This is a genomic window from Flavobacterium plurextorum (assembly GCF_002217395.1).
In the GTDB taxonomy this organism is placed as follows: Bacteria; Bacteroidota; Bacteroidia; order Flavobacteriales; family Flavobacteriaceae; genus Flavobacterium; species Flavobacterium plurextorum.
This window is the reverse complement of the sequence record NZ_MUHD01000003.1, coordinates 211,362-234,913: the sequence shown is the minus strand read 5'-3', so window position 1 is coordinate 234,913 and position 23,552 is coordinate 211,362. Positions and strand designations below refer to the sequence as shown.

The following is a 23,552-nucleotide window of genomic DNA, read 5'->3' as shown; positions in this document are numbered from 1 at the left end:
CTAATCTGCTCAATCTGCGTGAGAAATTTTACTCTCGCAGATTGAGCAGATCTTGGAGATTAATTTTCAATTATTTTTTAGAATAAATTATATACCATGAAATATTTACAATTACTTTTTTTATGTTTTTACGTCTCTTTTGCTGCAGCGCAAAACATCACTATTGTTAGTGATCCAAGTTCGCCGAGAGCAAAATTTGGAGCAGATAAATTATCAGAAACCCTTTCTTCAAAAGGATTCAGCACAACTGCTTCTGATAAATTCAAAAAATCAAAAGATCAGATAATTGTTATTGGAGAAAAAGGAACTGATTTCTGGAAACAAAACGCAAAAAGCGCTAAAATTGACGATAGTAAGCTAATAAAAAAAGAAGGCTTTCAAATTCGCACTCAAAAAAATATCATTTATATTGAAGGAACTGATGCGTCTGGAGCTTTGTATGGTGCATTAGAATTAGCAGATAAAATTAAAAACTCAGGAAAACTTCCGACAGAAATTAATATCGAAGACAGTCCGGAAATGGTTTTGAGAGGTGCGTGCATCGGAATGCAGAAACCAGTTTATCTTCCGGGACGTGATGTTTACGAATATCCATATACACCAGAAACTTTTCCTTGGTTTTATGATAAAAAATTATGGGTGAAGTATTTGGATATGCTGGTAGAAAACAGAATGAATTCACTGTATTTATGGAACGGACATCCTTTTGCTTCTTTAGTGAAGCTAAAAGAATATCCATTTGCAGTAGAAGTCAGCGATGAAGATTTCAAAAAGAACGAAGAAATCTATAAATTCTTGACAGTTGAAGCAAACAAACGTGGAATCTGGGTTATTCAAATGTTTTATAATATTCTTGTTTCTAAGCCTTTTGCTGAGCATTACAATATTAAAACGCAAGATCGTTCACGTCCAATTACGCCTTTGCTTTCAGATTATACGAGAAAATCAATTGCCGCATTTATCGAAAAATATCCAAATGTTGGATTAATGGTTTGTTTAGGAGAAGCAATAAATACAGTTGATGACGACGTAGAATGGTTTACAAAAACAATTATTCCAGGCGTTCGCGACGGTTTGCAGGCATTAGGAAAAACAGAAGAGCCGCCGATTATTCTTCGTTCTCATGATACAGATGGGCCTTTGGTAATGGAAAAATCACTTCCATTATATAAAAATCTATACACAGAAAGTAAATATACAGGAGAATCTTTAACGACTTATACGCCGGGCGGACCTTGGGGAGAAACACACAAGCAGTTAAGCGCTTTAAAGTCAATTCATATTGAAAACGTTCATATTTTAGCAAATCTTGAACCTTTTAGATACGGTTCGCCAGATTTTATTCAAAAAACAGTAAAAGCCATGCATAGTGTACACGGAGCAAATGCGCTGCATTTATATCCGCAGGCCTCATACTGGGATTGGCCCTATTCTGCAGATAAAACAAAAACAGGCGAGCGTTTATTAGAAATGGATCGTGACTGGATTTGGTACAAAGCTTGGGCAAGATATGCGTGGGACAGCAAAAGAGATAGAAACGAAGAAGTTAAATTCTGGGATAAAGATCTGGCTTCGAAATACGGAACAGATCAAGAAGCTGCAAATAATATTTTAAAAGCTTACGAAGAAACAGGAGAAATTGCACCAAAAACATTGAGACGTTTCGGAATTACAGAAGGAAACCGTCAAACCTTATTATTAGGAATGTTTGAAAGTCAATTGGTAAATCCATCAAAATGGAGAGTATATCCAGGATTCCACGAATCATGTGGACCTGCGGGAGAATTGCTTTTAGAATATGCAAAAAAAGAATGGAATAAAGAACCGCATTCAGGTGAACTTCCAACACAGATTATTGCCGAAATAACTGAACACGGAAGGTTAGCCGTTGAAGCTATCGACAAAGCAGAAGCTGGTGTTACAAAAGATAAAGAAGAATTTGCGCGTCTTAAAAATGATATTCATGCTTACAAGGCTTTCGCCGATTTTTTCTCAGAAAAAGTAAAAGCAGCCTTATTGGTTTTAAGATACAGTTATTCAAACGATATTACCGATTTAGATAAAGCGATGCCTCATTTAGAGAAGAGTATCGAGCATTACGAATTATTGGTAAACCTTACGAAAGATACTTATTACTATGCCAATAGTATGCAGACGGCTCAAAGAAGAATTCCAATTGGTGGTGACGATGGAAATAATAAGACTTGGGAAGAATTATTACCGCATTACGAACGTGAGTTAGCCAATTTTAAAAGAAATCTAGAGAAGTTAAAATCTTCAAAAGATGGTAAAATTGAAACCAAAGAAGGAAAACCTTGGAAAACAGCAGAAGTAAGTTTCATCAATGAAAAACCGGGGACTTATTTAGTAAAAACAGGAACAAAAGTTTACGGAACAGATATTTCAGAATTAACTAAAATAGCTCCTGAACTGCAAAATTTAAAAGGTTTTACTTTTGTAGAAAACGATCAAAACGAAAAAGGAACACATTTGAAGTTTAGAAATACAAAAGCAGTTAAATTAGTAGTTGGTTATTTCAATTCAGATCAAAAGAGATTTTTATTACCGCCAAGTTTAGAAACTGATGCAGCAGGAAATGCGCACGGTCAAGCCGAAGTTATTCTGGCAAGTGCCATGAATTTAAAAGAGCTGCCACGTGTAAATATCCATACATACACGTTTCAGCCGGGTGAGAATAAATTAGATTTAGGAAAAGGAAAAGTATTGATTTTAGGTTTTATAGATGCTGATCAAACTATAACGCCGCGTGATGTTGGATATATCGATGCAGGAGAAAAAGCAGCTATAGACTGGTTGTTTTATTAATAGTTTGGGCGTGTCCCTCCGGGTCGGGCTTTCGGCTATATCTTTTGTTCCGTTTCACTTCACAAAAGGATACCGCCTCAATCCCTCACGCGGCTCAACGTTGAGTTAAACCTGACGGGTTTTTAAAACCCGTCAGGTTTGCTCGCAAAATATAAACACAATATTGTCATTCCAAGGAACGAGACCCGTGCGATAGCGAAGAGGCGAAGCAAATCACACTAGGAATTTCGTTCAGAAATTTTGCCAATCTTTGTCGAGCTGCTTGCGAAGATTTCTCTCGCGAGGCTTCGAGATCGAAATGACAAAAAAGGGAGTAAAATAAAAACTTTAACAACCTTATATTACTTATATGGTTCAATAAAGAAAATATGAAAAGAGTAGTTTTTTTTATTTTTTGTTTTTTTTCAAGTTTATGCTTTGTTTGGAGTCAAAGCACAAAAGGTTCAGCGAAAGTTCGAAAGGAAGTTTCGCTGAATTCATCTTGGGAAACCATTATTTTGGATAATCCGCAAGAAGAGAAATCTTTTGTGGAGAATCCAAAATCGGATCAATGGTTAAATGTAAATATCCCTCACAATTGGGATCAGTATTATGGTTTTAGAAGAACAAAACATGGAAATTTGCATGGTACAGCTTGGTATAAAAAGACTTTAAAGCTTGATAAAAAAGACATTTCAAAACAGCTTTTTCTATATTTTGAAGGTGTTAGTTCGTACGCAACCGTTTGGGTAAATGGCAAAAAAGCAGGCGAACATAAAGGCGGGCGAACTACTTTTACATTAGACATTTCAAAAACAGTTTCTTTTGATAAGGAAAATACAATTTTAGTAAAAGCAGCACATCCATCTTTTATAGCAGATCTTCCTTGGGTTTGTGGAGGCTGTTCTGGCGAATGGGGATTTTCAGAAGGTTCTCAGCCAATGGGAATTTTTAGACCTGTAACTTTAATTATTACAAACAACGTTAGAATTCAGCCGTTTGGAGTTCATATTTGGAATGACAAATCGGTTTCGAAACAAAAAGCGATTCTTCATACAACTACAGAGATCAAGAATTACAGTACTTCAGATCGAAACTTAACGATTGAAAATATCCTTTTTGATGCTCCAGGAAAGAAAGTCGCAGTCAAAAAAATAGATACCAAAAACAGTTCAGGAGAAACAAAAGAAATTACGCAGACACTTCCTGAGATTGTAAATCCAAAATTATGGTCGCCATCAAATCCGTATTTGTATAAATTGGTAACTTCAGTTTATGAAAACGGAAAAATAATCGACCAATTAACAACGCCTTACGGAATCCGCTGGGTGAGTTGGCCAGTCAGCCGAGACGGAAAAGACAATCGCTTTTTTATCAATGATGAACCTGTATTCATCAATGGAACTTGTGAATACGAACATTTAATTGGAAATAGTCATTCGTTTTCAGATGAAATGATTCATTCTAGAATTGAACAGATAAAAGCAGGCGGATTTAATGCTTTTAGAGAAGCACATCAGCCTCATAATTTAAAATATCAGGAAGAATTAGATGAAAACGGAATCTTGTTTTGGAGTCAGTTTTCAGCACATATTTGGTACGATACCCCTGAGTTTAAAGAGAACTTTAAAACCTTATTACGAGAATGGATTAAGGAACGCAGAAACAGCCCATCGGTTGTCATGTGGGGATTACAGAATGAAAGTACAATCCCAGCAGCATTTGCAGAAGAATGCACGAAGATAATTCGCGAAATGGATCCTTTATCAGCTTCTCAACGCATTGTAACAACTTGCAATGGAGGAGAAGGAACTGATTGGAATGTGGTGCAAAACTGGTCAGGAACTTATGGCGGAGATCCTTTAAAATACCATTTAGAAATGACTACTCAGTTATTAAATGGCGAATACGGTGCATGGCGTTCAGCTGATTTACATACGGAAGGTGAGTTTGATCAGAAAGGGACTTTAAGTGAAAACCGTTTTTCTCAATTAATGGAAATTAAAATCAGAGAAGCCGAATCGGTGAAAGATAAAATTGCGGGACAATTTAACTGGCTTTTTGCTTCGCATGAGAACCCGGGACGAGTTCAAAACGGAGAAGGTTTTAGAGATATTGACAAAGTTGGACCTGTAAATTATAAAGGCCTTTTTACGATTTGGGGTGAACCTCTGGATGCATTTTATATGTATCGCGCTAATTATGTTTCGAACAAAACCAATCCGATGGTTTATATCGTTTCGCATACTTGGCCAAGTCGTTGGGAAAAACCTGGTGTCAAAAATGGAATCGATATTTACTCTAATTGTGATGAAGTAGAATTATTTAATGATGTAAATAAATCTTCTTTAGGAAAACTAAAAAATCCAGGAATCGGAAAGCATTTTCAGTTTAACAATGTCAATATTCAGTATAATGTTCTTTATGCTGTTGGATATGTTAACGGAAAGGCAGTTGCGAAAGATTATATTGTTTTAAATAGTTTTCCAAAAGCGCCAAGTTTTGATTCTTTGACAGCGGATAAAACGGATATTACAAAAGCCAAAAGCGGTTATAATTACATTTACAGAGTCAATTGCGGTGGTTCTGAATGGACAGATTCATCGGGAAATACTTGGCTTTCCGATGCGCACAAAAACGGACAAAACACTTGGGGTTCTTTATCATGGACAGATAGTTTTGAAAAATTGCCTGATTTTTTCGCCAGCCAAAGAACGACTTTCGACCCAATAAACGGAACAAATGATCCTGAGCTATTTCAGAGTTTTAGATATGGTGTCGACAAATTACACTATGAATTTCCTGCACCAGACGGAGAATATTTAGTCGAATTGTACTTCACAGAACCGTGGTATGGAACTGGTGGCGGAATGGACTGCAAAGGATGGCGTTTATTTGATGTGGCAATAAATAACAATGTAGTTTTAAAAGATTTTGATATTTGGGCAGAAGCTGGTCATGATAAAGCCTTAAAGAAAACATTTGCTGTAAAAAGTAAAAATGGAAAAATTGTGATTTCGTTTCCAAATGTAAAAGCGTCACAGGCTATAATTGCTGCAATTGCAATTGCGACGAAAAATAAAGATTTAAAACCTGCAAATGAATCACCTAGAAATATTCAGAATGTAAGTTTAGATTCTAAAGATTTTAAAATAGCTTCTTGGTTAGGTATTAATTCGAAGCAATTCATAAATTCAGATGTGAGTTTTACTGAATTGTCTTCAGAAATTTTTGGCGCAGATTATTTGCAGTTTTCGGCTGATTCAAAAGCTTCTGGTTCATTTACTGTAAAAGAAGAATCGACTGTTTATGTTTTAATTGACAGTAAAATCACTAAAACATTAAATTGGCTTTCTGATTATAAGAAAATTGAAGAAAAAGCGAAAAACAGCAGCGGAATTTCATTTGACGTTTTTACTAAAAAAGTAAAGAAAGGAGAAAAAGTTGTTTTTGATAATTCGGAAACAATATCTTCAATTGCAGTCGTTCAAACTTATGATATGGGCGAAAAAGACGATTCAAGACCTGTAGTTATTATTGAAGCCGAAAAAGCAAAAACAAAAGGAGACGGAATTGAAAAAGGAAATTTCAAAAAAGCAGATTATATCGAATTCACAAAACAGACTAATAACAGCATTGAGTTTGAAGTAAAACCTGGTGTTGCGGGAATTTATTTAATGCGTTTCCGTTTCATGAATAGAAATGAAACACCGTTAAAAGTGAAATTTAAAATGGAAGATGCGTACGGAATTTTGATGAGAAATGATACGATTGAGTTTTTCCCTTCACCAGAAAAATGGAAAATTTTAAATACAACTTCCGGCGGTTATATTAACGCTGGAACTTATAAAATAACGTTGGAAGGTGATGATTTGAAAGGATTAATGTTAGATAATTTTGAGTTTCAATAAGTTTTTTTGAGGTTCAAAGGTTCAGAGGGACAAAGGTTTATTCCGATTGTCAGGCTGAGCGAAGTCGAAGCTCTCGTAAAGTATGTGACCCAACGTTTATCACATTCAGTTTGTCATCTCGACGAAGGAGAGATCTCCACAAGAAATTCGACAAAGATTGCCGATTTTGTTTGCACGGGCTTCGACTTCGCTCAGCCTGACAAAGCGGTGTAAAATTTTAGATTAGAATAAAAAAACATATTTATGATTAAACATAAAAACATATTTCAAAAAATAGCAATTGCGTTATTGTTTTCGGTATCAATTTTTGCACAGAAGCAAGCTAGAATTGTGGAAGACTTCAATAAAAACTGGAACTTTAAATTGGGAGATTATCCAACAGCAATTCAAGCCGATTTTAATTCGAAAGATTGGAGAACACTTCAATTGCCGCACGACTGGAGCATCGAAGGTGCTTTTGATAAAAATAGTAAAACGAAGCAAGCGCAAGGATTTTTACCTGCTGGAAAAGGTTGGTATCGCAAGGTGTTTACCGTTTCTAATAATTGGAAAAACAAAACGATTTCGATTGAATTTGACGGTGTTTTTAAAAACAGCGAGGTTTTCATAAATGGAAAATCTTTAGGAATACGTCCAAATGGATATATTTCTTTTGGTTATGATTTGACCCAATATTTGAACTTTGGAAAAGAGAATGTAATTGCTGTAAAAGTTGATAATGATGCGCAGCCAAATTCTAGATGGTATACAGGTTCTGGAATTTATAGAAATGTGAGATTGGTTGCCAGCGAAAAACTGCATGTAGGGAAGTGGGGAACTTATGTAACGACTCCAGAAGTTTCAGCAGAAAAATCTAAAATACATCTAGAAGTTACTATTGACAATGATAATGCTGCTGCAAAAGAATTTAAATTGGTTACTTCGATTATAAATGCTGAAAATAAAGAAGTTGCTAACTTTACTTCAACAGAAAAAATTGGTGCTAAAACAACAGAAAAAAAGGTTCATGATTTGGTTTTAAAGCAGCCAAAATTGTGGAGTACAGAAAATCCGTATTTGTATAAAGTTATTACTAAAGTTTATGAGAAATCTAAACTTGTCGACAATTACGAAACGCCGCTAGGTTTCCGATATTTTAATTTTGATTCGGAGAAAGGTTTTTCATTAAATGGAGTTCCAACGAAAATATACGGAGTTTGTCTGCATCATGATAATGGTGCTTTGGGCGCTGTAGAAAATATTCATGCGGTTAGAAGAAAGCTGACTTTAATGAAAGAAATGGGAGCAAATGCGATCAGAATGTCTCATAATCCGCATTCTTTAGAAATGATGCAATTGTGCGACGAAATGGGTTTCATCGTTCAGGACGAAGCTTTTGACGTTTGGAAAAAGAAAAAAGTAACGAACGATTACCATAAAGATTGGGATGCTTGGCACAAACAGGATTTAGAAGATTTTATCAAAAGAGATCGTAATTATCCATCGGTTATGATGTGGAGTATTGGTAACGAAATTAGAGAACAGTTTGACTCAACTGGAATTGCAATTACCAGAGAATTAGCTAAAATCGTAAAATCATTAGATACAACTCGTCCTGTGACTTCGGCTTTGACCGAAAATATAATTGAGAAAAATTTTATTTACCAATCGGGAGCTTTGGATCTTTTAGGTTTTAATTACAAACACGAAGATTATAAAGATTTTCCAACACGTTTTAAAGGGCAAAAAATATTGGCTTCTGAAAGTGTTTCGGCTTTAGAAACACGCGGACATTATGATTTTCCAGATGGAATTAAAGCGTGGCCGACAAAGCACGGCGCGCCGTTTGACGGAAATGCTGATTGGACAGTTTCGGCTTACGATCAGGTGAAATCGTATTGGGGAGCAACGCACGAAGAAAATTGGAAAACAATCAAGAAACAAGATTTCATGGCGGGAACTTTTATCTGGACTGGATTTGATTATATCGGAGAACCTGATCCGTATCCATTTCCAGCGAGAAGTTCGTATTTCGGAATTGTAGATTTAGCCGGACTTCCAAAAGATGTGTATTATATGTACCAAAGTGAATGGTCAAACAAAGACGTTTTACATATTTTCCCGCATTGGAATTGGAAAAAAGATCAGGAAGTTGAAGTTTGGGCGTATTACAATAATGCTGATGAAGTGGAATTATTCTTAAACGGAAAATCTCTCGGGAAAAAATCAAAACAAAATGATGATTTACATATTTCATGGAAAGTGAAGTTCGAACCAGGAACTTTAAAAGCAATTTCAAGAAAGAATGGAAAAGTAGTTTTAGAAAAAGAAATCCATACAGCCGGAGAAGCTTCTAAAATTGATTTAAAAGCAGACAAAACTATAATCAATAATGATACTTACGATTTGGTTTATGTAACCGTTTCTACAGTTGATGCAGCTGGAAACTTATTACCAAACGCAACAGATTTAATCAATTTTGAAGTTACTGGCGGCGGAAAATTGGTTGGAGTTGATAATGGTTATCAAGCCAATTTGGATTCTTTTAAAGCTAATTCCTGCAAGTTATTCAGCGGAAAATGTATTGCTATAATCCAGTCGAATGGTAAGAAAGAAAATATTCAGTTGAAGGCGTCGACAGGCAATGGCATTCCAGTTTCGTCAGTTGAAATAAAGGTTAATTAATTTTATATGCCGTCCCCGCTGGGGCTTGTTCTAAACAAAAAGAGGAGCAATAATTTTTTAAGCTCTGGAAGAGCGATATATGTATAGAGAAAATATGTTGTATATCGAATAAGCTCCAGAGGAGTGAAACATAAAAAAATCCGCTTTCAAAATTTCGAAGCGGATTTTTTTTTATTTTAGTAAACTGACTACGTGAAATATGGAAAAAGAAAATACCACAAGAATTAAAGGGAAAATTTTGCTGGGTATTATTTTTGCCCTCGAATTGTACGCTTTACCAACCCAGTTTTATTTATTATTAAATGGATCTGATTTTACTTTTTTAAGCGCTGCAGTTCGCTTTTTTAGCTTTTTTACAATTACCACAAATACTATTGTTTTTCTTTGTACAGCAATACTGTTGTTTGGCGGAAAAAGTATGGCAAATGCTTTTTTTAGAAAATGTACAACCATCACTGCGATTACCGTTTATATTTTGATTGTTGGAATCGTTTTTAATTTACTTCTTCGTTCAATTACTGATTTAAAAGGACATCACCGTATCGTGAGTGAAATATTTCATGCGGTTGTCCCTATTTTATTTTTCTTTTATTGGCTGTTTTTTGTAAGCCCAGAAAAAATCTCTTTTAAAGTTATTCTCTATTGGCTGGTATATCCAATCTTGTATATGATTTATACAATATTTCATGGCTTTTTATCCAGCTTTTATCCTTACCCTTTTATAGATGTTACTAAATTGGGATTAAAAACGGCTCTTGTAAACGGATTATTTGTTCTAATTGCTTTTATAATTTTGTCCTTGATTTTAGTTTCAATTTCTAAAATCAGAAGTAAGGATTCTGCTTAATTGTTTTTGTAAAAGCAATTTTTAGAAACTATCAAAAAAAAATATTCCGCCCCAAAATAGGAGCGGAATATTTACCATTTAAAAAAAAATCAAGAATTATCGCTATAACTCAAGTTATCGTTCTTAGAAAACACCAATGTAGTGGTTTCCTGGTTTGTTTACCAATTTAGCACCTTTAGTAACTGCGCCTGTTGGAATATCAATAATATAGATGTTACCGTCTTTACCAACTGGTGTAACTGCAATGTATAAATCGTTTCCGTCTACTACAAAACCTTGGTATTGACCAAAATCTAAAGCAGCATCATATGCAATACCTTCAACTAATTTAGCTGTTTTTGCATTAAGGTCGATTCTTGCAACAAAACCTTGTCCATTAGATGCATCATGAGTATATAAAGCATAAGCAATTCCGTTTCCAGCATATCTCCAAGCATCAATATAAGATCCTTTAACTCCAAGTGCAGTATCTAAACTGAAAGAATAAGAGTTGTCGTATTGATTGCTTTGGTTGATTTTTAAGATGTATGATCCGTTTTTAGTATCTCTTTGAGTAGCTTGATAAATATTACCATCAGTACCTACAAAACTATTAAAACTTCTGAAACCGCTTGTGTCACCAAATGCAACTGTTGAAGTAATAATTTGAGGGTTTTGTAATGATGGGTAATCAACAACTATTGACTTAGAACCTAAACGATCAAATGCAGCTTCGATTTTTCCTGTTGCAGGATCAGTTTTACGCATCCAAGTACCGATGATTAGTTTGTTTCCAGCTTTATTAAGTGTAGGAGCATCTAAACGGAAAATGTGGTGTCCTTTTGCTTCTTCTTCAGCTGCTAATGGAAGTTCATATTGTTTGAATGCTGAGATTAAGATATTTTGTAAATCTAATGATAAAACTGTAGCTGTACCTCTAGTGTATTTGTACGTTTTTCCATCTGCTTGCGTAACTACAGCCGGTGCTGTAACATTTACTGCTACTCCTGTTTTATCTCCGTCAAAAAGTTTGTTCCATCTTGGAGAAGTTCCTGCATATTGTGAAATATTTACTGTAGTTCCAGATTGAACAAAGTTTTTAGCTCCGTTTACTTTATAGGTCATAAATTCACCTCCATTAGCTCCAGTATAAGTAATATTGAAAAGCGTGCTTCCATCTACAGATGATTGTAAACGTGCTGTTCTGCTAGATTGTACAGGTGCTCCATTTTCGTAAACGTCGATAGAAAAGTTTGGATTTTTTGCGTCAGCTTTACTTACAGAAAATACTTTAGTTCCTCCGTTACCATCACCTGGTTCCGTTTGCATTAATGCTCCAGCAATGGTTATCCAACGGTCTTTAGTTTCTGGATTTACTGGTGTTTCATTTTTGTTGTCATCACTGCTGCAGCTTGTAGTAAGAGCAAATGTGGTTAAAACCAATCCACATGCAAGTAATTTAAATGTACTTCTTTTCATATTTATAGCATTAAAAAATTAAATAATTAGGTATTAAAACTTGTTTAGAGTATAGTTAAGCTTCAAGTAAAAAGCTCTTCCGGGTTTTTGCACAGCAAAATTGTCGTAGACTTGTTCGTCTGTGATATTTTTGGCATCAAAGCTTACAATGAATTTTTTATTAGGAAATGCATAACTGATTCCTAAATCATGTGGAAACTGCGCTGTTGTTTTGTCTATTTCAAGCCAAGTCGTGTAAAATTCGCCTACATATCCAAAATTGTAATACAGATTTAATTCTGAATTTTTTTGAAGGATATCTTTAAAATTGTATTGTGCATTTCCATTAACAGTAAAATAAGGCTCATTTGGAAGCTGTTTGTCATAATGCGGCAATACATTACCATTGATGTCGTATTTGTCTTTGAAAAGTGAGTTAAACTTTGACATATTCATACCAACAAACAATCTGTTGTTGTAAGAGTATTCGAAAGAAGCTTCGTAACCTATTGACTGCGCTTTTCCTAAGTTTACAGAAGGTGTAGTCTGCAAGGCTTCATTTAAACGATTACTAAACTGACGAACGATTTTGTCTTTTGAGTTTCTCCAAAAACCAGATCCTCCAATGCTGAATTTATGATCGTTAATTTTATAAGGACCAAATCGTAATCCAACATTTAAATTGTTACTTTGTTCTGGTTTTAAAGAACTGTTTCCTATTAGATTTTCTGCGGGATCTCCAAATATTTCATTCTCATTAGGCATTCTAATTGCTTTTTCTGCTGATAAGGTGAACATCATTTTTGGCAGAATAAAGTAAGAAGAGGCAAATCCGTAACCGTAGAAAGAAATGTCATTCTTCTTTACCACTTCAACAATTTTATTTTGACCGTTTTCAGTAACAATAATCGGATCTCTTTCTTCTGTTTTTTGCCCGTAGCGTTTTCCAAAAACATTGACTCTTAAACGTGATTCAAAAGCTTGAAGTTCATAACCCAATGAAAGTACATTTTTTTGTAAATCACGTGTTGGAAGAAAACTGCTTGTTAAGGGTGATAACTCGTCAAATTGCTCTCTCTCAACAGTATAAAGCATACTATTGAAAACTAATCTGTTTTTTTCATTCACGTTATAAATCAAACCTGCTCTTGTGCTGAAAATATTGCTGTTGATGTGTTGTATTGTTTTTGGACCTTGCTGTGCTCCAGTTGGAGATAAAATAGGATCTCCATAAAGACCTAAAGCTTTTTCTCCAAACCAGTTGTAATTCCATTTAACAGTATCGTTGACTACCTCGTTTCTTTGGCTGAAAACAGAGTTTACTGAAAACTCAAGACCTTTAGCAAGAAAATCTTTTTTAGTATAATTAAGACTAATAACTCTTGCAGTTGCTTCAGAAAAACGACCTTTATAAGGCTTAGTCATCGATTGACCATGTTGAATTTCGTTAAAATCTTCTGAAGCATTAAAGCCTATCAAAAATGTATCGGCCCAGCTTACATCTGTAAAACCAGCTTCAACTCGTCCGCCAAAAGAACGGTACGCATCATTGAAACGTTTTGCTTTTACATATTCATATCGTCCGTTTGGTGAGATATTGTAAACAAATTTTCCCCAAACTTCATAATCGTTATCAGAGTAATTATAAAAACCAGAACCTTTTAAAGTGAAACCTGATTTATCGCGAAATGTGGTGTTGAAATTTGATTGTGTAGTATTAAACGAACCATAAGATACAGAAGCGTTCAGGGTATTTTTAGCTCCTTTTTTCAAAATTACATTGATTGCACCGCCTAAAGCATCATCTGCCAAATGAGCTGGAACAACACCTTTATAAACTTCGATGCGCTCAATTAATGCTGGTGGAATACTGTTTAAACTGAATGAAGATCCGTATGTTGAAATTGGAATTCCATCAATAAATATTCGGATTGAATTGCCTGACATTCCATTTAGATTGTAGTTAACGCTGGAACCTAATCCTCCGTTTTGTCTTACTCGAACACCAGCCGATTGCGCTAATAAATCATTAGTTTGAATGTTTCTTTTTGCAGCATCTTGTGTTTCGATTACATTTACAGAAAAACCTTTATCTATAATCTCTTTTTTAGCCGTCTTTTTAGTAATTACTACTTCATTTAAATGTTTAGTATCATTTTTTTTCTCTAATGTAATAGTAACTTGGTGTGAAGAACGATTTAAGTGAACTTCTACCATTTTTGTATTTGCTTCTAATGAAGAAACTTCTAAAGTGTATTTTTTAAAGGGAAGGCCTTTAATTTGAAATTTACCCTCATTATCAACAACAGCGAATTTTTGTGTGCCTGAAACTAATACGGTTGCTCCAAAAGCTGTTTCATGTTTACCAAAAGTTACTTTTCCAGTAATTGTTCCGGTTTGGGACCATCCGGTAATTGTTATCATTAAAAAGATAAAATAAATAAACCTCATAACTGCGTGTACTAAATAAATTGTGCAACAAACTTATGAGTTTATTTAAATTTAATCTAAATAAACGAATTAGAAAATCATTAGAATTACATTAGAAAATCATTAGAACAAAATTAGAGTTTCTAATGTTGGGAAAACAAGGAAAACAGAGGTCTAAAGATAAAATGTAAGTATCTTGTTGTTAGTTTTTTACCTGTTTTGTGTATGGTGAAATAGAGCAGATAAAACGAGAAAACAATTTAAAAAGTATCAATAATCGAATATTTTAATCTTTAAAATTAGAGACTTTCATTAAAGTTTTGTCTTGAAATGTTTAATGTTGAAGTTCTTCGATTTGATTACTTTTCCGTTGTCCGTAATCATAAGGCAGCTGTATTCTGGGAATTTTTGCAGCAGGAGCAGACCGTTCTTTTGACCTAGTATCATTAATGAAGTACTTAATCCGTTTGCAGTTTCTGCATTTGGACCAAAGATTGTAACACTGCATAATCCAGTTACAGGATAACCGGTTGCAGGATTTATAATATGAGAATATCGTTTGCCATTAAAAACTACAAACTTTTCATAAGTGCCTGAGGTAGTTACGGCACCTTGATTTAAAGGCACAACTGCCAAGAGTTTTTCTGGCTTAAACGGATTTGTAATACCTATTTTCCAGTCTTCGCCATTAGGTTGTTTTCCCCAAGTACTCATATCACCAGAACCGTTTATAATACCGGCTTTAATGCCTTTTTCAAGCATCATTGTTCGGCATTTATCAGTTGCATAGCCTTCACCTAAAGCGCCAAAACCAATTTTCATTCCCTTTAGTTTTAGAAAAATAGTCGATTGCACACTGTCGAGAATAATGTTTTTGTAACCTACTTTTTCTACTGATTTTTTTATGGCTTCTGCCGAAGGCATTTCGGTCATCGAGCCGTCAAATTTCCAGATTCTGTCCATAGCAGCAAAACTTACATCAAAACCTCCGTTTGTCAGTTCAGAGAATTTAATTGCTCTTTGCGTGAGTTCAAAAACTTCTCGGTCGACTTTAATTGGTTTTATTCCCGCATTTTGATTGACTTCAGAAACTTGCGAAGTTGATTTCCAATCCGAAATTAAATTTTCAATTCGGGTAATTTCGGCAATTACTTCAGTTATATTTTTTTCAGCAGTTAGAGAATCTTTAGCAACAATACTAATATCAAAACGACCGCCCATAAGAAGTGTAGTTCTTTTACGCAAAACCTGCGAATGTGCAGACAAACTAAATAGTAGGACAGAAAGAATTAAATAAGTATTGAGGTTTTTTCTAAGCATGAAAAATCTTTTTTGATAGCATTTTTTATTTTTAGCGCCAGCGAGCTTGATATTTATAGATAGTTAATCTGTTTGCCAAAAAGAAGCTTCATCAAAACGATATTTAACGATTAAAATATGTCACCCCGATGGCTCTTGGTTGAAATTGAAACTAGATCTATAATATGTCATCCCTCTGGATTTGTATTGTCTATTTCGAAAATCAAGATTTAAAAATCAACCATTACAATTATCAATTATCAATTAACTAATAGCAATCCGTTAATAACTGTCCATTATTTTTATAATGCAGGAGATCTTTGGTTCCATTTACCACACACAATTCATCAAGAATGGTTTCTACATCTTTTTGCATAGCAAGTGAACCACAGATCATAATTACGCCGCCTTGTTTTAGTAAATCTACAAAAAATACAGCATCTCTTTTTATAAGATCCATTACATAAATATGTTCCGCTTCTCGTGAAAATGCCAAATGAAAACTTGACAGCTTTTGTTTCTCAATCATTTCGTCTGTAAACGTTTTGTAACCCGTTACAGTTTCTGTTTCCATTCTAAAGCCACAATACAAATGTGTTTCAGTTTTCTTCTTGTTTTGCTCAATCATTCCAAGAAAAGGAGCAATACCAGTTCCGTTTGATATTAAAGCCGCTTTTGGAGCTTTTATCGGAAAATGAAAAGCTTTATTATTGATGATTCTCGCTTTAATTACATTTCCTGGAGTAAGATCATTTAGATAACCAGAACCCAATCCGTGTGGATGCAATTTTACAACTAATTGTATGTTTCCAGAATGATTTCCAATCGAGTAGAGGCGTTCTCGAGTATCATTAGCGGGATAAACAGCCAATAAATCGCCAGAATTAAATTTGGCGCGCATATTGGCTCGTAATGTTACTAGAAAAGTATGTTCTTCTTCAGAAATTGCGGTTTTATCTAAAACCATTAATTTCTGTAAACCTTTTGGAACATGATTGTATAAAGAAGGTGTTGTGGCTAAAGGAATTCCAGTTTTGGCACTCCATGACTTTACCCAGTTTACAAACTCAACAGCCGACTTGTCATTTACAGTCTGAAGTTCTAAAATACGTTCTGTCCAGTTTTGATTTTCTAAAAGCTGATCGATTTCAACAGCAAACTTGCAAAAATCAGGATATGCCGTAGAACCAAAACCAACTACCGAGAACTTAATCTTTTGCTCTTGATTTTGTTTTTGCAGCAGCGCTTTAAATTTATTTCCGTTTGATGGCGGATCTCCCAAACCATGAGTTGAAGAGAAAACTATAATATGTTCTGCTTTTGGATATACCGAAAAACTATTCAATTCTGCGATAAAAGCTTTTTGTCCTTGATCTATTAATTGTTTATGAATTGCGTTTGCAAATCTAAAAGAGCTTCCGTTTTCAGAACCTACTAAAAGTATGTAATTGCTTTCGTGTGCTTTGAATTTGTTTTTGATTCGGCTTGATCTGCGTTTTAAAGTAATCGCAAAACCCGAGTAAATAAAGAAAAGAATATTAATACAAGCAATTGCTAATATTACAGCCCAAACAGCATTAATTCTTCCTGTATGAAGATCAAGGCTCAAAGCTGCAAATTGAGCAGTTATTGGCGATTGTTTCGCTGTAATTACTGCACCAGTAACTTGGTTTACTTCAATTTCTTTATTTTTTAATGCTATGATATAAAACTCTTCTGGATCATCAGTAAAAGGAAATTCGATTTTTTTTACGTCAGAAAGAAGTGTGGTTTTAAAGATTGAAGTTTTTTTAGCTTCAGCTGAAAGTTCTGTTTTTACAGGTTTAGCTTTTTCATCGCCCATGAAGAAGTTGAATCTTTCAAGCGTTAAATAAGTTCCTGTTAATGCGATAATCAAAATCGGAATTAAAGTCAATCGCCCTAAAACAACATGGTAATATTGAGCGAAATATTCCTTTATGACTTTTGAGAAAAAATTACGAATTCCTCTTTGTCTATTTAGAACAAGCGCAAAGCCGGAAATAGAAATAAGGACTAATAAAAAAGAAATAACACCAACAAAAAAACGACCAGCTTCATGCAGAAATAAAGAGCGGTGAAAAGCAGTTATCCATTGAATAAATTCGCTTTTTTTTGCAGGTGTTCCTAAAGTTTTTCCTGTTCTTGGATCAATGTAAGCGTTAATATCATTTCCATCTTCATCAATTGCCTGAAGTGTTACAAATTGATTATAATCAACGCTCAGTTCTGTAATTTCTGGATACGCTTTTTTTAATGCCGGCAGCGTTTGTTCTAAGGTTATTGCATCAAAATTTTCAACTTTATACGGAAGTGTTTTTTCCTGTACAGCATCAACGGCAAGAATAATACCTGTTACAGAAGCTAAAAGCAGAAATATTGAAGAAAATAGGGCTAAGGCCAAATGTGCGTAACGCCAGAATGAAAGAGTCATTGAGTGTAATCTATTGAAATGTAATCAAATGTTTTAAGCTTTGTCAAAGTTTAAAACCTTGACAAAGCTTGAATTTTGAGCAAATTATTTGCTTGAATTATATTTTATTCAGTCTCACGTATCTGATATAACCTTTACCATCTGTTTTTGCGGCTAAACCTTCAGTAGTAAGAGGAATTTCAAGATCGCTTACATAATATTTTTGATCTTCAACAGCTGATTCAAATCTTAATTTGTAACCTTTGTTTATCTTAGAATTTTCAATTTCTATTGTTGTTATGCTTCGATCTCCGCCAGTTACAGAAGCACCCGTTTTGGCACTAATATCTTCGTTTTTTTTAGTTTGAAACTTATTCCATTCTTTTAACGATTTATACCATTTTTTATCGTCTCCCATTACATAAAGAGTCTTTTCATAGTCGCCGTTAGCATTAACAAGTGATACCACAATATATGCTCCTTCGCCCATATAGTTAGCCATTTGAAGCATGCATTTGTATTTGCTTGTTTGTGCATTTGCCTGGAATGAAATTAGGCAGATAAGAGCGCCTGTAAGAGCGATTTTAAGTATTGATTTCATTGAATTATGAGTTATTTATAAGTTATGAATTATTAGTTTTGATTTATATTTGAGATGAAAAATTTGAATTTATATGTAAACTTACAACTCAAAACTCAAAACTTTTTAAGTGTTATTTTAAAAATTCTACTGAGACGTTATTTTTTGTAAGCGATTCGTTTTCTTTTGCTAATGCGTAAGCACTTTCGTCAAATTCTGTAGTAACCTCTTTTTTAGCACCTGCAGAAACAAGATACTTTAAAATAGAATCATCTTTTGCAACCATAGCTGCTCTGTGCAATGCTGTTAAACCATCTTTGTTTTTAGCATTTACATCAACTTTTAAGTCCGTTATTTTTTTAAGTAGAGAAATATCATTTTTTGGAATTGCTAAATGATACAAAGTATTACCGTCTTTTTGAGCAGCAGCTAAATTTAATCCTTTGTCTTGAAGTAATTTTGCTTTAGCATCAAAAGGATCTTGTTTTGGTGCAGCTTCTCTGTCTCTTCCAGCTGGTCTGTAAGATTGAACAAGATAAACACCTAAATTATTTCCGTCTTTATCAGTAACATTTACATCAGCACCTTTACTCAATAATAAAGATACAGCTTCAGGAGTTCCTGAACGTACAGCATAAGTTAAAGCCGATTCTCCTTTTAGGTTTTGAGAATTTACATTTTTTGCAAGTGGAAGCAACAATTCTAATATAGAAGTATCTTTTGCCGAAGCAGCAATCATTAATGGTGTTGTACCTTCTTTATTCGCCTTATTTGCATCTGCACCTTTGCTTAAAAAGTATTTTACAATTTCAGTTTGATTTGGTTTTCCAGCCAAGAAATGAAGTACATTTTCGCCTGCTTTGTTTTCTGTAGTAGCTTTGATTTTTACTTCTTCAACTAAATATTTATAAGTTTCAAGAGTGTTAGATTCTCTACGACTTCCTTGCGCTGCAAAAAGCAAAGCATTGTCAGTAGGTTTTACACCTTTTGCTAAAAGTTTCTTTAAAAGATCAATATTTCCAGTTCTTGCTGCATAAGTAAAAGCAGTGTTTCCGTCGTTGTCAACATCTTTAAGAGACATTCCTTTAGTAGTAAAATAGTCAGCCGCTTTTAAATCTTTATCAGCAGGAATAGCTAAAAGTAATAAGTTAGCACCTCCTTGGTATTTTTTCTTCGGATTAACACCTGCTTTAAAGAAAGCTTCGTACAAAGCAGGATCAGATTGACCATTTGATGCTGCAAAATCAATTGGAGTTGTACCATGACTGTCTTCATAATTTACATCAGAACCTTTTGCAATCAAATATTGTACTAATTCTGTATTACCTCTATATGCAGCCCAATGCAGGTAAATACGGTTATCATGAGTCATTTTATTTATCGGATTCCCAGATTGGTCTAATAAGAATTTGATGGTTGCGATAGGAGCGTCGTTGTTAATCGCTAAAGTCGTAACATCAAAAGCATTTGCATTTGCTTCTGCAGGATTGCTGCCTTTTGCTATTTCTGCTTTTACTACAGTTACATCAGGTGAGTTTTTCCAGAAAGATTGCTCTAGTAAGGTGTTTTTTTGCTGTGCATTAACATACAAAACAGCTGTTAAAGCCAATGAAATAAAAAGATTCTTTTTCATAATTTATTATTGTTGTTTAACGTCCCTTTATATATGGGGGATAATGGTCTATTTAGAATAAATAAAAATAAAGGACAAATGTAAAGATTTATAACTTTAAATCAAGTTTTATTGCTGTCAAAAAAAATAATTCTAATGATTTTTTAATGTTGACTTATTAGACGCTTTTATAAAACAGTAAATTCTCTTTTTTAGAAAGCTTAGATGTAAATAGCATAGTTTGGTTTAAAGAGATTTATCTGTTTTTTACTTTTTCAATTTAAATATTTGATATATAGTAATTTAAGTTTTTTATTTTCTGGATCAGCGGATCTTTATTTGGTCTGCATTTTACAAATTTGAGATACTTTTTGATACTATTATTGACGTTTGGATTTTGTTTGATAACAGATTTTTTGAGAGAAAATTTAAGGTAAGATGTTGATAAGTGTTTTTGAAAATTGGATATTATTTGAAATTTAATTGTTGAAAACTCTATTTAGATTTAGTTTAAATAGCTGATATGTCAGCAAGTACTGAAAATTATGCGGCTGTTGATAAGTAGTTTTTTTACCACTTTTTTGGACTGCTTTCGGCTGTTGATAATTGATTGGTTTTTTAACATCAATCTTTGGTCAAAAATGGAACTGTGGGTTAATTTTGTAAGTATAAAAAATAAAGTAATTACCACTTCTAGACTTTCGTTTTTTATCTTTTTTTAGTCACCACTTAAATAGTATATATTATGTCTATATTTGATAAAAGAGTCAATTATAAGCCTTTTGAATATCCAGAGGTTTTACAATTTACCGAAGCTATAAATAAAGCGTATTGGGTTCATACAGAAGTCGATTTTACTGCTGACACTCAAGACTTTCATGCACATTTAACGACTGCAGAAAAGACTGCAGTAAAAAATAGTTTATTAGCAATTGCACAAATTGAGGTAGCCGTAAAAAGCTTTTGGGGAAATATCTACGAGCACTTTCCGAAGCCTGAATTCAATGGTTTAGGAAGTACTTTTGCCGAGTGCGAATTCCGACATTCGGAGGCATATTCCCGCCTGCTTGAAGTGTTAGGATATAATGATGAGTTTGAGAAACTTTTAGACGTTCCAGTTATTCGTCGACGTGTAGAATATTTATCAGATGTACTTAAAGATACTCGTTCGCAGGACAACAGAAAATATATGGTTTCGCTGATATTATTCAGTATTCTAATCGAAAATGTTTCTTTATTCAGTCAGTTTGCGATTTTACTTTCTTTTACACGATTTAAAGGTTACATGAAAAATGTGAGCAACATTATCGCGTGGACTTCAATCGATGAGCAAATTCATGCTAATGGCGGAATTTACATCATTAATAAAATTAGAGAAGAGTTTCCTGATTATTTTGACGAAGAAACGCTGACACTTGTTCGAGAAACTGTAAAAGATTCAATTGCGGTTGAAGCAGATATTTTAGATTGGATATTTGAAGAAGGTGAGATTGAAAGCATCAAAAAAGGCGATTTGGTTAATTTCATGAAGTTTAGAATTGATGAAAGTTTAAAGCAAATTAATATTCCGACGATATTTGATGTAAAAGTTGAAGATTATAAAGCTTTGGCTTGGTTTGAAGAAGAAGTTTTTGCTAACAGTTTGGATGATTTTTTTGCTAAACGTCCTGTAGAATATACAAAACACGACAAAAGTATAACAGCAAACGATCTTTTCTAAAAGCAAAAAATACATATGAATACAATAGACATAAATGAAGCAAATAATCTTCCGCAGAATGAAAATGGAAATAAAATGTGGTGGAAGAATTCAGAGAGTGAACAAATTTTAAATCGTGGTTATCTTTTAAAAGGTGAAACTGTTGAAGGTGCAATCGACAGAATATGTACGGCAGCAGCCAGAAGACTTTATAAACCGGAATTAAAAGAATCTTTTGTTGAAATGATCGAACGCGGCTGGATGAGTATAAGTTCTCCAGTTTGGGCAAATATGGGAACTGAAAGAGGACTTCCAATTTCTTGTTTTAATGTACACGTTCCAGATAAAATTGAAGGAATTACACATAAACTAGGAGAAGTGATTATGCAAACCAAAATTGGAGGAGGAACTTCTGGTTATTTTGGTGAATTACGTGAGCGTGGAAGTGCTGTAACAGATAACGGAAAAAGCAGCGGAGCAGTAAGTTTCATGAAGCTTTTTGATACTGCAATGGATACGATTTCGCAAGGAGGAGTGCGCCGTGGTGCATTTGCTGCATATTTAGATATTGATCATCCGGATATTGAGGAATTTTTGAAAATTAAAAGTATCGGAAATCCTATTCAGAATCTGTTTACTGGAATTTGTGTTCCTGATTATTGGATGCAGGAAATGATTGACGGTGATAGTGATAAGAGACAAATCTGGGCAAAAGTTTTAGAAAGCCGTCAGCAAAAAGGATTGCCGTATATTTTCTTTAGTGATAATGTAAATAAAAGCAAACCACAAGTTTATAAAGACAAGAATCTAAGAATTAACGCTAGTAATTTGTGCAGCGAAATTATGCTTCCGTCAACAAGCGATGAATCGTTTATTTGTTGCTTGTCTTCAATGAATTTGGAGCTTTATGAAGAATGGAAAGATACTGAAGCTGTAAAACTGGCTATATTTTTCTTAGATGCTGTTTTGCAGGAATTCATCGAAAAAACAGAAGGGAACTATTATCTTTCCGCTGCCAATAAATTTGCAAAAAGACACCGTGCGCTTGGACTTGGCGTTTTAGGATGGCATTCATATTTGCAGAAAAATATGATTCCGTTTGAAGGAATGGAAGCAAAAATGAAAACGACAGAAATTTTCAAACATATAAGTGATAAAGCTGATAAAGCGACGCAGGAATTGGCTAGAATTTATGGCGAACCAGAATTGTTAAAAGGGTACGGAAAACGTAATACAACAACAATGGCAATTGCTCCTACAACATCTTCATCAGCGATTTTAGGACAGACATCTCCAGGAATCGAACCATTTAGCAGTAATTATTATAAAGCTGGTTTGAGTAAAGGTAATTTTATGCGTAAGAATAAATACCTGAAGAAACTGCTTGAAGAAAAAGGTTTGGATAATGAAGAAGTTTGGAGAGAAATTATGCTAAATGGCGGAAGTGTTCAGCATATGACACAGCTTTCTCAAGCAGAAAAAGATGTTTTTAAAACGTTTAAAGAAATCAGTCAGCTTGAAATTGTACAGCAGGCAGCAATTCGTCAGAAATTTGTAGATCAAGGACAAAGCTTAAATCTTAATATTCCGGCAGAACTTCCAATTAAAGAAGTAAACCGTTTAATGATCGAAGCATGGCAGCTGGGTGTAAAGAGTTTGTACTACCAAAGAAGCCAAAGTGTTTCTAAAGAATTGGTAACAAGTTTAGTTACCTGCAGCAGCTGCGAATCATAAAAAAGCAAAAAAGCCGAATCTCATTAAGATTCGGCTTTTTTGTTGATTGAAAGTTTTACGCAGATTTAAACAGATTTGAGTAGATTTTTAAGCAAAAGTGTTT

Annotated in this window: 12 protein-coding genes; 6 read left to right on the top strand and 6 right to left on the bottom strand. The window is 34.1% G+C overall.

The annotated features are described in order from the left end of the window. The first annotated feature begins 96 nt into the window (after positions 1–96). The 4 genes from B0A81_RS01915 to B0A81_RS01900 all read left to right on the top strand — a co-directional run bounded on the left by B0A81_RS01915 (position 97) and on the right by B0A81_RS01900 (position 10,227). Entirely contained in the window at positions 97–2,826 is a 2,730-nt protein-coding gene (locus B0A81_RS01915; RefSeq protein ID WP_089056438.1) for an alpha-d-galacturonidase, read from the top strand. A gap of 368 nt (positions 2,827–3,194) precedes the next feature. Next, on the top strand, positions 3,195–6,716 hold the full coding sequence (locus B0A81_RS01910; protein ID WP_089056437.1) for a malectin domain-containing carbohydrate-binding protein: 3,522 nt from the start codon (positions 3,195–3,197) through the stop codon (positions 6,714–6,716). A gap of 243 nt (positions 6,717–6,959) precedes the next feature. Then, positions 6,960–9,380, top strand: coding sequence for a sugar-binding domain-containing protein (locus B0A81_RS01905; protein WP_089056436.1), 2,421 nt, complete (start codon positions 6,960–6,962; stop codon positions 9,378–9,380). A 199-nt stretch (positions 9,381–9,579) separates the two neighbouring features. Next, positions 9,580–10,227: a Pr6Pr family membrane protein gene (locus B0A81_RS01900; RefSeq protein ID WP_089056435.1), complete on the top strand. Its 648-nt coding sequence runs from the start codon at positions 9,580–9,582 to the stop codon at positions 10,225–10,227. A gap of 123 nt (positions 10,228–10,350) precedes the next feature. On the opposite strand, the gene B0A81_RS01895 is transcribed toward B0A81_RS01900, so the two are convergent. The 6 genes from B0A81_RS01895 to B0A81_RS01870 form a co-directional block, all read right to left on the bottom strand. After that, positions 10,351–11,685, bottom strand: coding sequence for a hypothetical protein (locus B0A81_RS01895; RefSeq protein WP_089056434.1), 1,335 nt, complete (start codon positions 11,683–11,685; stop codon positions 10,351–10,353). A 33-nt stretch (positions 11,686–11,718) separates the two neighbouring features. Further along, complete coding sequence (locus B0A81_RS01890) at positions 11,719–14,088, bottom strand: TonB-dependent receptor (protein ID WP_089056433.1); 2,370 nt, start codon at positions 14,086–14,088, stop codon at positions 11,719–11,721. 318 nt (positions 14,089–14,406) lie between these two features. Next, a complete protein-coding gene (locus tag B0A81_RS01885) occupies positions 14,407–15,414 on the bottom strand; it encodes an FAD:protein FMN transferase (protein WP_089056432.1) in 1,008 nt (335 codons plus the stop codon). Between the two features lie 247 nt (positions 15,415–15,661). Next, entirely contained in the window at positions 15,662–17,845 is a 2,184-nt protein-coding gene (locus B0A81_RS01880; protein WP_089056431.1) for a PepSY domain-containing protein, read from the bottom strand. A 97-nt stretch (positions 17,846–17,942) separates the two neighbouring features. Continuing rightward, positions 17,943–18,425 carry a DUF2271 domain-containing protein gene (locus B0A81_RS01875; RefSeq protein ID WP_089056430.1) on the bottom strand — a complete coding sequence of 161 codons (483 nt, stop codon included), beginning with the start codon at positions 18,423–18,425 and terminating at the stop codon, positions 17,943–17,945. A gap of 112 nt (positions 18,426–18,537) precedes the next feature. Beyond that, positions 18,538–20,037 carry an ankyrin repeat domain-containing protein gene (locus tag B0A81_RS01870; protein WP_089056429.1) on the bottom strand — a complete coding sequence of 500 codons (1,500 nt, stop codon included), beginning with the start codon at positions 20,035–20,037 and terminating at the stop codon, positions 18,538–18,540. A 724-nt stretch (positions 20,038–20,761) separates the two neighbouring features. On the opposite strand from B0A81_RS01870, the gene B0A81_RS01865 reads away from it, so the two are divergent. After that, positions 20,762–21,736: a ribonucleotide-diphosphate reductase subunit beta gene (locus B0A81_RS01865; RefSeq protein ID WP_089056428.1), complete on the top strand. Its 975-nt coding sequence runs from the start codon at positions 20,762–20,764 to the stop codon at positions 21,734–21,736. 15 nt (positions 21,737–21,751) lie between these two features. Continuing rightward, positions 21,752–23,449: a ribonucleoside-diphosphate reductase subunit alpha gene (locus B0A81_RS01860; protein WP_089056427.1), complete on the top strand. Its 1,698-nt coding sequence runs from the start codon at positions 21,752–21,754 to the stop codon at positions 23,447–23,449. The last annotated feature ends 103 nt before the right edge of the window (positions 23,450–23,552 follow it).